General features: G+C 59.9%; 9 protein-coding genes. 3 read left to right on the forward strand and 6 right to left on the reverse strand.

Features of this window, described 5'->3' with window-relative positions:
* Positions 1-796 precede the first annotated feature (796 nt).
* Together NKH30_RS25585 and NKH30_RS25590 are read left to right on the forward strand one after the other, a co-directional pair.
* A complete protein-coding gene (locus NKH30_RS25585) occupies positions 797-2,140 on the forward strand; it encodes a M16 family metallopeptidase (protein WP_502911521.1) in 1,344 nt (447 codons plus the stop codon).
* 509 nt (positions 2,141-2,649) lie between these two features.
* Positions 2,650-4,107, forward strand: coding sequence for an NAD-dependent succinate-semialdehyde dehydrogenase (locus NKH30_RS25590; protein WP_352997476.1), 1,458 nt, complete (start codon positions 2,650-2,652; stop codon positions 4,105-4,107).
* 831 nt (positions 4,108-4,938) lie between these two features.
* Here NKH30_RS25590 and NKH30_RS25595 read toward each other — a convergent pair.
* The 6 genes from NKH30_RS25595 to NKH30_RS25620 form a co-directional block, all read right to left on the reverse strand.
* The gene (locus tag NKH30_RS25595; protein WP_352997457.1) at positions 4,939-6,993 is read right to left on the reverse strand and encodes a class I tRNA ligase family protein; all 2,055 of its coding nucleotides are present in this window, start codon (positions 6,991-6,993) and stop codon (positions 4,939-4,941) included.
* Between the two features lie 287 nt (positions 6,994-7,280).
* The gene (locus tag NKH30_RS25600) at positions 7,281-8,060 is read right to left on the reverse strand and encodes a phytanoyl-CoA dioxygenase family protein (RefSeq protein WP_352997458.1); all 780 of its coding nucleotides are present in this window, start codon (positions 8,058-8,060) and stop codon (positions 7,281-7,283) included.
* 45 nt (positions 8,061-8,105) lie between these two features.
* Positions 8,106-8,660: an FAD-binding protein gene (locus NKH30_RS25605; RefSeq protein WP_352997459.1), complete on the reverse strand. Its 555-nt coding sequence runs from the start codon at positions 8,658-8,660 to the stop codon at positions 8,106-8,108.
* A complete protein-coding gene (locus NKH30_RS25610; protein ID WP_352997460.1) occupies positions 8,567-9,931 on the reverse strand; it encodes a lysine N(6)-hydroxylase/L-ornithine N(5)-oxygenase family protein in 1,365 nt (454 codons plus the stop codon). The genes NKH30_RS25605 and NKH30_RS25610 overlap by 94 nt, the downstream gene beginning before the upstream one ends.
* A gap of 123 nt (positions 9,932-10,054) precedes the next feature.
* Complete coding sequence (locus NKH30_RS25615; RefSeq protein ID WP_352997461.1) at positions 10,055-10,267, reverse strand: iron-sulfur cluster assembly accessory protein; 213 nt, start codon at positions 10,265-10,267, stop codon at positions 10,055-10,057.
* An 887-nt stretch (positions 10,268-11,154) separates the two neighbouring features.
* The gene (locus NKH30_RS25620; RefSeq protein WP_352997462.1) at positions 11,155-11,406 is read right to left on the reverse strand and encodes a hypothetical protein; all 252 of its coding nucleotides are present in this window, start codon (positions 11,404-11,406) and stop codon (positions 11,155-11,157) included.
* 64 nt (positions 11,407-11,470) lie between these two features.
* Here NKH30_RS25620 and NKH30_RS25625 point away from each other — a divergent pair, with 64 nt between their 5' ends.
* Positions 11,471-12,151 carry an OmpW/AlkL family protein gene (locus NKH30_RS25625; RefSeq protein ID WP_352997477.1) on the forward strand — a complete coding sequence of 227 codons (681 nt, stop codon included), beginning with the start codon at positions 11,471-11,473 and terminating at the stop codon, positions 12,149-12,151.
* The last annotated feature ends 183 nt before the right edge of the window (positions 12,152-12,334 follow it).

Below are 12,334 nucleotides of genomic sequence, written 5' to 3' on the forward strand. Positions count from 1 at the left end.
GACCAACGTCCCGCGCAAACACTCCCCTTTCCCGCAGCAACTCATCAAGCTCAACGGCCTGGCGGCAGGCGCATTACGCCAGAAGCGCGCAACCGCATCGTTTTTTCCCGCCCGAGTCCTATGATCTTCGTTTTCCAGCGCCTCGCGGATATCCCCCAACTCGCCGATTTTTGATCAGATCCGTCTTCGCGCGCGAGCAGGCTCCGCGCTCGAGTTGGCTACGCTGCTCGCGCCTCTGCCCTTCAGCATCGACCCCGTCTGGCTGTCGAGAACAGGGTTCCGCTGGGGCGACCAACATCTCCATTCTCACCGTCAGTGCAGCGGCCATTCGGAGCGCATCCTATACCCCTCCCCCGGCAGCGCGCCCAATCGTCTTCCGAACGAAGAAGATATTCTCAGCCGCGCGCGCGTCGCGTTCGGCCCTGTCCGACGTCCGACAATGTCGGATGCGCAACATGGCAGAGCCCGATTTGTCCACATGCCTCGAACGGTTTTCTGATCTGGCACGTTGCATGCTTGGTCATGCGCAAGGCGTCGCGGACTAAGGAGAATCCGTCCCATGATCACCTCACCAAGAAATACTGCCGCAGGTCTCCTGGGTCCATCCAAAGATGAGGCTCGGGTAAGGCTTGGCCCCATGAAGAGCTTATTTATCTGGCTCGGCGCTGCCCGCCGATCCTCCCACGCGGGGAGACGGGGACGCAGCGCCTTCATCAAAATTAGGAACAAATCACTTTGCCTCGAACCTTGCGTGTCGACCAGCCACCACAACCGGAGCCATCGATCGTCCGCCTGGCTGCGCAACGCGTTCATTGCCACCGCGCTGGCCCTGGTGACGACCGCTCCGGCTCTGGCCGCCACCGCCGGCGGCAAGGTGACGGATTTTCTGCTCGACAACGGCATGGAAGTGGTCGTCATCCCCGATCACCGCGCGCCGATCGTCACTCATATGGTCTGGTACAAGATCGGCAGCGCCGACGAGCCCCCCGGCAAATCAGGCCTTGCCCATTTCCTCAAGCATCTGATGTTCAAGGCGACGACCAACCATGCCGCCGGCGAGTTCGACCGAGCCGTCTCAGCCATCGGCGGCTACAATAACGCCTTCACCGCCTATGACTACACCACCTTCCTCGAGACGGTGGCGCCCTCGGCGTTGGGTGAGATGATGGGCTTCGAGGCCGATCGCATGTTCAACCTCATCCTCAACGAGGATGATATCAAGACCGAGCGCGACGTGATCCTGGAGGAGCGCCGTTGGCGCAGAGAGACGAACCCGCATGCTCTGCTGGACGAAGAGGTCAACGCGACGTTGCGGCAGAACCAGCCCTACCGCATTCCGGTCATCGGCTGGATGCACGAGATGGAGAAGCTGAACGGCACCGACGCATTCACCATCTACAACAAATACTACCGACCGAACAACGCCGTCCTGGTGGTAGCCGGCGACGTAGAGCCTGAGACGGTGAAGGCGCTGGCCGAGAAGACCTATGGCAAGGTTGTGCGCGGGCCGGACCTGCCCCCGCGCAACCGCCCGGTCGAGCCGGAGCAGAACACCAGGCGCACAGTGACGATGACCGATGCGCGCGTTTCGGTGCCGAGCTTTTCCACTCAATGGGTGGTGCCGTCCTATCATACGGCAGAGCCCGGCGAGGCCGAGGCGCTCGACCTGCTGGCCGAGATCCTCGGCGGCGGTAACCGCAGCCGGCTATATCAGGAGCTTGTCGTCAAGCAAGGCATAGCCTCGGCGGCCGGCGCCTCCTTCCAAGGCACCATGCTAGACGACACCAATTTCACTATCTCCGGCTCGCCGCGCGGCGATGCAAAGCTCGTCGATCTCGAAGCGGCGGCCGTTGCCGAAGTCGCCCGGATCGCCAAGGATGGCGTCACCAGCGACGAGCTGGACAAGGCCAAAGACCGCTATATCCGCTCGGTGATTTTTGCGCATGACGAGCTGGACCACATCGCCAACATTTATGGCAAGACGCTCACCACCGGTGGCAATGTGAAGGACGTGCTCGAGAGGCCGGACCGCGTCCGCAAGGTCACCATCGACGAGGTCAAGGCCGTCGCCGCGCGTTATCTGGTGCTCGACCATTCGACCACAGGCTATCTTTTGCCGCAGCAACAGGCGGGGAATTGATCATGAGCTCCATCCCCATGCAAATGCGCCGGCCGGTCTTCCCTCGGCGCGCCTTCGCCACCCTGTTCCTCTCCATCCTCTTTCTCATCTTGCGGGCGCTCGCCCGCTAAACGGGATCTGTTTAAAGCCGCGAGGATCGGTTTTCGCGGGCCTTGCCAGGCATTTGCCGGTTCAGGCGTCATTATTGGGGTGCGCTCCTCCTCAGGCCAGCCTCTCTTCGAGTCGATAGAGTCGCCGATTCGTGGTCCGCAGATTGTAGGCGCAGGCCACCAGCATCCACTCCGCGCGGCTGGCGAAGCCGATGTCCGTTGTTCAATCGTTCGACTAGTAGAACCGCGAGGCATCTTCTAGCGTATTCAGGTATTCTCCCTTTCCAGTTGGGTACCGTGGTCTACCAGCTCTCTGGCCGAGGCCCTATAAGGAACCCGGACCTCGCGGAGTACACACCGCACCTGCTATATATACCTGCTGCGTTGAGGAGGAATCCGGTATTGCCCTTGTGCCTGCCGATGATCCCTCACCTGAGATCCCCTGACCTGTTTGGACCCATTGATCGCCTGCCGGCACTTGGCACGCGGACTAGCGAGCGGACATTCGAGGTCCTCAACCCGTCGACTGGCGAAGTGCTGGCAGAACTACCCGACATGGGTGTCGAGGAGACATGCGCTGCGATCGACAAGGCCTATGTCGCTCAGCCTGGATGGGCAGGGTTGACCGCACGTGAGCGCAGCGACGTTCTATGGCGATGGCATCAGTTGATCATCGACCACGCCGACGATCTCGCCGAGATTCTCACCGCGGAGATGGGCAAGCCGCTTGCCGAAGCCAAGTCGGAGATATCGCATGCTGCGGCGTATCTGCAATGGTACGCCGAGGAGGCCAATCGCGTCTATGGCGAGACGATCTCCGCACCATCGATGGACCGCCGAATGCTGGTAATCAAGCAGCCCATCGGAGTTGTTGGCACGATAACGCCATGGAATTTCCCGGCCTCGATGGTGGCGCGCAAAATCTCGCCAGCCTTGGCGGCGGGCTGCACGATCGTCCTCAAGCCCGCTGAACAGACGCCGCTCGTGGCGGGAGCAATGTTCGCCCTCGCCCATCAGGCTGGCTTTCCCGAAGGCGTCGTCAACCTAATCTATGCGTCCGAAGGTGACGCGGTCGGCCGCGAACTTTGTACCAATCCCAAGGTCCGCAAGATCAGCTTCACCGGGTCGACTGAGATCGGGCGCCTTCTCATGCGCCAGTGCTCGGACCAGATCAAAAAAGTCAGCCTTGAGCTCGGCGGCAATGCACCTTTCATCGTCTTCGATGATGCCGATATCGATGCCGCGGTTGACGGTGCGATCCAGGCGAAGTTCCGCAATGCCGGCCAGACCTGCGTTTCGGCGAACCGCCTTTACGTCCAGTCGGGCGTTCACGACGAGTTCGTCGAGAAATTCGTGCAACGGGCTCGCCAACTTCAAGTTGGTGACGGCTTCGCTCCCGGAGTGGACATCGGACCGCTCATCGACAAGCACGCTTTGGCCAAGATCGAATCCCATATTGCCGATGCCGTCGCCAAAGGCGGCGCAATTCGATGCGGGGGCAAACGCATCGGCACGAATGGCACGTTTTTCCAACCGACAGTCCTGACCGGTGTCTCCAGCGAGATGACCGTCGCGCAAGAGGAGACATTCGGGCCGCTGGCACCGATCATTCGCTTCAAAGATGCGGATCAGGTCGTGCGTGAGGCCAACGACACGATCTACGGCCTCGCGGCCTACTTTTATGCCTCCAACCTGAAGCGTGTCTGGCGTGTGGCCGAGGCCTTGGAATATGGAATGGTCGGGGTAAATACCGGCCGGATGTCTTCAGAAGCGGCGCCGTTCGGTGGGATAAAACAGTCCGGCATCGGGCGGGAGGGATCCCGCCATGGCCTCGAGGACTACCTGGAAATGAAATATCTCTGCATGGGCGGCATCTGAATTTTCGGCTTGCAGGGTTCACAGACCGGGTAACCTAGCGAGCGATCTCCAAATATGTGAATTGTAGGATCGCTCCTCGATTGGGAACTGAGGGGCGGCTCCGTACCCGAGCAAACACGCAATCCTGAAGGAGCACCCCTGGCTGGACTTATCTCTCGACGAGACAAGCGTCTGCATTGTCGGCGAAGACGGCGTGCATGTGACGGAGGATACGCTTGCGAGGGATTTGGCGGCCCTCGCCGACTATCTTCAGGCGACGGGCTGTCTTTGCGCGGGTCTGGTTGGAAGCTTGTGCACCATCGCGATCGTGAACGCTGGTTGTGCGCAATATTCGGTTTCTGGGGCAGAATTTTGAACCTGCTACCTTTCGATTGTCAGTAGCTCAGTTGTTCTTCGGCCGACTGCCGCGCCAGTACAGGCTCGGACAGAATCGAAGATACCATCAGGCAGGCATTCGCATTCGACATTTCCGGTGATCGGCGCACGATCCAGGGCGCGCCAGGTTGACCAAGCGCCTCGAACCGCATGACAGTCTTGACCGGCTGGAGGACGGAAAATCCCGCGATGCCGAAGAGGTTGGTCAGCGCAGTCGACCCCACATGGCATTTGCGGCACGAAACAGCAAGGGCTGGGAAGCGATCGGCCGAGCGGTCCTCGAAGGCGGGCCAGGGTGTCGACGATGCGTTGGTTCAGGTCCGCCAATCTGGCCTCTACCGTCTGATAGCGGCTTCGGTCGCCAGTGACAGCGAGTAAAGATATTTGGCATCATCGGCTTTGATTGCCGCGCAGGTCTGGTCGAGATTGGGATAGCTCACTGGTGCACCTTTGGGCTCATAGTGCTTCCTCGTCATCGAGATGAGGATTGCCGGATTTGGCGTAGAACACCAACACGGGTCCGAGATCAAAGCGCGTCCCGGGCGCAAGGCGCTGGACGGACCGGGGCCATGTTTCGGTTGAGACGCCATCGATGCCTCGCGCCAGCGTTCTGGCGAATCGGGGCATCAGCGGAGCGAGTGTCGGTGCCAGGATCGCAGCGGCCGTCGTCTGAAGGGCTAGCGAAGTCCGATTGCGGGCGGGATAGAAACGTCGCGCCGCCGCATAGTCTTGCGCCCGACGGTAGATCACGCAATCGCGCACGAAATCGCAGACCTGAGCGGCCGCGCGCCGGACCGAGAAGCCTTCGTCCGAATAGGCGCGTTCCATCGCCGCGCGATAGATATCTATCCGAGCAAAGAAGGCGCGGTCGGCCGGGCTCCAGTCGCCTGCATCGGGTACACGGCCGCCAAAATCCTGCTTGATTTCCTGGTTCAACGCATCGAGCCAGTTCAGCCAGATCCCTTGGAACACCTCGTTCTCGGTGCGGCGCAGCGCGTCCAGCGTGAAATCCGTGCGCTCACCTTCCGGGCGTGTCAGGCCCAAATGGAGGCGCACGACGTCGACTGTCTTTGGGCTCAGAACCTCCTTGCCCCAGACCGCATGGCGGCAGCTGGTTGAGAACTTCTTGCCGTCGAGCAGGTAGAACTCGTTGACGTGATAGTGGATGCGTGGCGTCCAGTGGGAGAAGACCTCGGCGTAAAGAGCGGGGTAGAGTAGCGCGTGGTAGAACGAATTGTCGAAGCCGAAGAAATGGACAATCTGCCAGTCGTTGCCGGGAATCTCCGCCTTCCAGTCGCGACCCAGCAAGCGGCCGAGCGCCTGGATGTTGTAAAGAAAACCGAAGGCCATTTCCGGCCAGACCCAGATCACCTGCCCCGGGAACCCTTCGGCCGGCAGGCCCCAGTCCGAGGGGTGGGTAATGGGCACTGAAAAGTTGCCGCGTCGGCGTAGGCGCGCGAAGAGATCTAAGATCCGTAGCGGGACGCCCGACGCCCTTAGATGCCGGTCGATATTGTCGTAGCATCGGTCCAAGGCAAGTTCCGGGCGGCGGACGGAGCCGACCAGCGGCGCCTCGGCAGACTGCCGTGACCGGGCTGCACCCAAGTCGTGGCAAAGGTTTGGGGCGCCGCATTCCTCGCAAATGTTGCCACCGGCGGAGCCGCCGCAATCGGGGCAGAGGCCGCTAACATCCGGTTCGTAAAGATAGTGGCCTGTCACAGCATCGAAAAGCGCAGGGCTCTGGCGCAGATCTACCGCCGTGCTGCTCAGAAGACTGCGGAAACACGCGGCTTGAAACTCGCCGTAACCGTCATCGTCCATTGTGGGTTGGAAGCTGTCGACGTCACAATCGAGAAGTGCAAGCGTGGCGCAAATCTCGTCGGCGTAGTAGCGCGCCACGTTTGCAGGCGTCGATTGATCGGCATCGGCGCGTATCGTGACGTAGCTCTGGTAATCGTCGCTTCCAGTGAGGTGATATGCGTCGACTCCTTTCATGCGCAGGAAACGAGTATAGACGTCGGCGCCGAAATAGGGGCCAGAAAGATGTCCCAGATGCAGATCGCCATTTGGCGTTGGCGGCGTGGAGAAGACGAAGATCGGCCCGCGTGGAGCCGTGGTCTTTGCAGCAGCATCAAGGGCGGCCTCGCCGTCTCGCCAGTAGACATCGACGAAATTTAGGTCTTCGTCCCCATCGTTGCGCAGCACATGCGCTTCAAAAGGGTGGAACAGAACGACATCGCCCGCCTCGACCGAGATTTCCCCAAGGTCGGTCCTGACCTTGCCCGATCCTGACAGGATCACGAAGGCCTCGATTTCGTCGTGCCGATGGGGCTCGGATGTAGCGCCCGGTACCACCCTACCGAACGAAAAACCCGTACCGACGCTTCCCGTTCCAAGCGTGGCCATGTCGATACCGAACGCCCGCGACAGCTCCGTTCGAGAAAACGTGTATTTGCGCATGACAACGAACCTAAGCTGTTGAAGCCGTGGGATCTTCGGCTGCCAACGCAACAGCCTCTTGTGCAAGTTGCGCAGAGAAGCGGCAGCCCAACCCGTTGGCGGCCTCGGCCAGAATAATGCGGCTCTGGGCCGCCTGGCGGGCGACGAGGGGGGCGCCAGTCGGGCTGTAGGCGTCATAGAAGACCGCCCTGCGACCACCTCCACAATCCACGTGCCGAAGCGTCGTAACGGGCTGCGGTCGATGCTCCGCGAGCCCGCAAATCAGAACGCCATACTCTCCGCGCATTTTTGAGCGGTCGATCAGTTTCGTGTGCATGCCTCCGCCTGGCTGCGTGAGCTCAATCGCGATAGAAAATGCCATTTGGGGGCTTGAGTTTGTCGAGATCGGCCACTTTGCCCTCGGGCGGGTTAAGGCCGCGCTTAAGCACGTTATATTCAGCGCGGGTCGGTCCACCGGTTGAAGCACGCTGGAACACCAAGTAGAGTGTCCGCCGCGAACGATTGCTTTTGTTCGGTCGTGAGTAGTGCGGTGCGTAATCGTCGAAGATGAAGATGTCGCCAGCCTTCCATACTATGGGTTCCCAGGAGAACATTTCGGCGACGTGAGGATCGATCACCCCACCGGCATCCATGGGAAACGCCCCCTTCTTGTGGTTGCCGGGGCTGAAGAAAAGCCCGCCGTTTTCCGGGTCGGAGTCGTCGATGCCTATGGCAACCACCGCATGGACCATCCGGTCGGGGAGTTTGTGTGGAATGTGATAAATGTCCTGATGCGGGAGATAGCCGCCGCTGTCGGGGTAGTGGAAAATCAGCAACTCCTTGAGCCTGCGCGAATCTTCGCCAAGCAAATCCTCGACCGCTGACTTTATGCGCTGATCTTCTAAGAGCAAACGACGCAATGGATCATGGAAGTCGAGAAAATTCTCGATCTTGGAGATGATCTTTCGATTGTCCGTCGTCTTCTCGAACCACATGAGCCATTTATCATCGCTGACATCCCAGCGTGACATATCTTCGACAAAAGTAGAGATATCTTCCTGAGCCGCTGGAGAGAAGAACCTTTCGAGCCTGACGTATCCGTCTTTCTGCCACTTTTCTCTTTGTGCATCAGTCAACATGCGAAAAGCCTCCTGTTGGAAAGACTGGTTGGTCGGACATCCCAATTAGGGCAGTCGGGCGCTAGTCAAGTTGCGGGTCCACGGAGACGGACTCACGTCATGTGGGACGGCGATGCTAAGTGCGTTCCGCTCCGGCGGATATTGTCCGCAGAAGCTCGGCGCGAGACTGCCTATGTCAGGCTCAGCCGGGTCCAGGGGTTCCGTAAACTGGGCCGGATCAATCGCTTCACCCGGTCCAGCCACGACACGCATCGCTAAAGGCCGGCACCATCCGCTGACCGCCGACCCAGCCATGGCCGCCAAGACCACGGCGCTCTTTCGAGTGAGCGACCTGGTACGGTCTTGACGACCGTAGGGGAAATGCACGCCCCCAGAATAATGCGATGCGCCGCTTGGTCCAAAGGCTTGTTCGGTCACGATGATTTCGGAGAAGCCTCCGGCCTTCGCCGCAGCGGAGGCGGACATCATTCCTAGGATGCCACCGCCGATGACCAAAAGTCTATGAGTCATATCCCGCTGCCCATTTCTTCGGCTGCGGGGGCGGGCCAGCTCTCGATCGAGGTATGGCTGATGAAGCCAGGATGCTCGGGGTTCGCGCATGGCGCGCGCCCAAGAAGGCTATCGAGGATGCGGCGCGCGCGCCAGGCCAGCAGGCTTAGGTTCGGATCGGCCAGGCCGCGCTGCCCGAGGCTCGCGTTTTGTACGAAGATGCGTCTGTCACGCGGTCCGTCCCAGCTCACCGAAAAATCCTCGCGAATAGCTAATTCATTGTCGATATGCTCCAGCCGGTGCGCGATGGGTTCCAAGAAGTCTGGCACCGCGTTCTCGTAACCGGTGGCCAGGATGACGATGTCAGCCATGACTTCTTCGACCTCGTCCATGCCGTGCTGCAGGGTCAGCCTGTGACCCGCGCCGGCGTTGATGCAGTGCGAGACGGTGCAGCCCGGCCGCAGTGTGATGTCGCATCGGTTTGGCTCGAAAAATGCGTGGCGGTACAGCGCCTGATAGATCGCGCGCAACGTGCTTTCCGAAATGCCGTCCGAGGCAAGCACGAAACGCCGCAGGAGCAGCTTACGCTGCGACTCGCTCATCGCCGCGAAACGATCCGAAAAGCAGGGCATGAACAACTCGTTTGTGAACGGGCTGTTGTCCAGAGGCAGATAGTTCTCGCGCTGCGAGACCCAAGTGATCGAGGCAGGCCGCCGTTCTTTCGGCAGGCCGACAAGATGCAACATCACCTCGGCTCCCGACTGGCCTCCGCCGACCACGCAGACATGCTTTCTCCGCACCTCAGGGTGGATGTGCAGTAAAACAGATGAGTGGAACAGGTTGCGTCCGGTCCAGCCCTGAAACTGAGGCGGAATTTGCGCCTGCTTGCCAATGCTGACCACGACGTCTCTGGCGCCGAGAACCGCCTTATCCGTCCGGACCCGAAACTCGCCGTCAAAGCGGATTTCGCGCACCGTCTCGCCGCCACGCACAAGTGGGTTCCTATGGAACACCCAGTTCAGGTATTGCTCGAACTCAACTCTGAGCACGGCTTCGAACTGTGCGTTCAGGAAGTGATACAGACGCCCGTTCTCGTGCAGGAAGTTTACGAAAGTGTAGGCTGATCGGGGATTCACTAGCGTGACCAGATCCTTGAAGTGGCTGACCTGGAGCTCCGAGGAATCGAAAGCGATGCCTGGATGCCAGCGGAAGTCGACTTGCCGATCCAGGAACACTGCCCCTTGCCCAACTTGCTCGTGTATCTGACACGCAAGGCTCAAATTGGACGGCCCAGCACCGACCCCAACGCAAGATAACTCCACTTGCTTTCCTCCTATAGAGTCTTCCCACCAGGCGGGTTGCTCGCGGCGAATATCGGCCACAGCGATTGGGCTCCCTCGCGAGCGTTTTCGAGCCCCGGTGCCGAAGATTTGCGAGAATTTGTCCAGCGCGTTCGGGTAGTCGAATGTAGACCCGAGCATTCCAGCGCGGTGACAATCGACGGGTCATGCCGGCGACGTGGGGCAACGACGTATGTCCTTTCCGCCCGTCTCGATGCCCGCGTCGCCATCACGCGAGACGCTTCCAAGCCCATTCAGGTGTTTGAAGCCGGCGCAATCGCCCGCCTCAACCATGGCGCGCCGGCCTTTCGGCGGCTTGATGGCAGGCGAGAGCGCGGTTTTCACTGCGGCGACGGCATTGTCGGTGCGCATGATCATGGAGGACGTCTCGCTGATGCGTTCGCAGAACCCCATGCATGGGCCGTGCCAGAGAAGGAAATTTTATTAAACAATGGGTTGGCGGATTTGCGATCCTGTCCGAAATCCGACATTGAGGGGGGACGCCTCACGGCGGCGCTCGATTTGCACGTCGATGCCGCCTTGTTCCGAATAGCTAATCGGGCACCTTCTGCACCAAAAATACTTCTCTTATGGAGACCAGCACGAAGTCTTCATGAACGGACAGTGCAGAACCGTGTGTCTCTGCCGGACAGATCGCGATATGCCTTGTCCATCGAGGTCGGCAGTTGCAAGAGCTACCAGACCCTTCGCCCTATAGTGCCGTTGCACTGGCTCGATCCCGACATCCTCGGAGGCCGCGATCATGAAGGGTGACGCAATCTCATGTCCGCCGCGAGGCCTCTCTCATGGGGAAGCAATTCTCTATGTTGGTGTCGGATCGATGCTCTTGATCAGATGGTTGCGAATGGGCGCATGCCCAGACCTAAGCGCATCAATGATTGCGCGATATGGGACCTTCACCAACTGGATTGTCGAATCTCTGTAAAGATGGCCGGAAGACAACTGCGTTATGACCACTCTGCCGGTTCCAAAAGCAGGTGCGCCATTCGGTCCCTGCGACTCAATCCAGGCGGAGGGATGAGGCCGCAAAGCAGTCTTTTTGCGCGCCCACCGGTGGGCCAGGATGAAGAGCAGTTATTCGATAATCGCCGCCGCGGAGTCCTCAGGCTGTGCCGCGCCCGACACCGGCGACGTAATGGTCGTCGATCGCCCCGTCGCCGATATCGGTCCGAAGCTCGGCCAGTTTCGCGGTGAGCTTCACTGCTTATTCCGCAGTGCCCACCGAGCTCGCACAGGAGGTTCTATCAGGCGGTCACGGCTGCATTCGTTGTCGGATCTTCGACGATGTCGGACATGAGACACAGCGCCATCAGGGTGATCGCATTGTTCTGGAATGATTTTCTCATTTGGCACGACACCTGCAGCGCAGTCCGCAAAACGCGCTGCGGCACGGAAAGAGGAGAAATCATCCCATGATCATGCGCGCCGAACCTGCGGTCGCAGCCGCGAAGCAAACTGGGCATGAGCGCTCCGCCAATATCAAGCAATTCGAGCAAGATTTTTCGTAATTCAGTCCACATTTCTGAAGAGCAAGGAGAGAATATCATGGCGAGAAACCAAATGCGCGCGGCGCGGGGAGTAATAGCGGCCGTTGTCCTCATTGTGATAGGACAGCAGGCCGTCGCGGCGGACCTTGCGCAAGCGGGGAGCGTCCCGCAGGCGGGAGCCTCGGTCACGGAAGCGCCAAGCCCTTGGCAGATCCGCCTGCGTGCGTTGGGGGTCGTCACTGAGGATTCGGGCTACGTCAATGCAGTGCCCGGCTCCGATCTTTCGTATTCGAACACCGTGACGCCGGAACTCGATATCTCCTATTTCTTCACGGACAACATCGCCGCCGAGCTCATACTCGGCACCACCTACGCGAATATCGAGGGCCAAGGAGCGATCGGCGCGCTGGGCAATGTCGGCAAGGTTTGGCTGCTGCCACCCACGCTCACGTTGCAGTATCATTTTACCGATTTCGGCGCATTCAAGCCGTATGTCGGCGCCGGCGTGAACTACACGATCTTTTATAACCAGGACGTCGGCAGTGCAGATGCTCTCCATGTTAAGAACACGTTCGGCACCGCGCTGCAGGTCGGGTTCGACTACATGGTGGATCAGCACTGGGGCGTCAACCTCGACGTGAAGAAGGTTTTCCTCAAGCCAGACTTCGACGTCACGGTCGACGGCGCGAAGCTGACGGGGAAGGCGGAGCTCGATCCCTGGTTGATAGGCGCAGGTGTCACCTACCGCTTCTGATAACGAAAGCGAAGGCACCTGCTGATAGCCGATCGAAATGAAGGGCGCCTTGTGCGCCCTTTTTCCGTCGGCCCTGAACGGGCGACAACTGAAGAAGCGGTTGTCGAGGGGCGGCCGCCCTCCTCCAGCGAACCAAGAAGGGTACCTCGTGGTCAATGCGGGCTCGACGAACGCCTGAAATGG

This window comes from Mesorhizobium sp. M1273 (assembly GCF_040318195.1).
In the GTDB taxonomy this organism is placed as follows: domain Bacteria; phylum Pseudomonadota; class Alphaproteobacteria; order Rhizobiales; family Rhizobiaceae; genus Mesorhizobium.

Coding starts and splice junctions, on each gene's coding strand:
- NKH30_RS25590 (WP_352997476.1), top strand. CDS start 2,650: ATGATCCCTCACCTGAGATCCCCTGACCTGTTTGGACCCATTGATCGC.
- NKH30_RS25600 (WP_352997458.1), bottom strand. CDS start 8,060: ATGTTGACTGATGCACAAAGAGAAAAGTGGCAGAAAGACGGATACGTC.
- NKH30_RS25605 (WP_352997459.1), bottom strand. CDS start 8,660: ATGCGCGAACCCCGAGCATCCTGGCTTCATCAGCCATACCTCGATCGA.
- NKH30_RS25615 (WP_352997461.1), bottom strand. CDS start 10,267: ATGATCATGCGCACCGACAATGCCGTCGCCGCAGTGAAAACCGCGCTC.
- NKH30_RS25625 (WP_352997477.1), top strand. CDS start 11,471: ATGCGCGCGGCGCGGGGAGTAATAGCGGCCGTTGTCCTCATTGTGATA.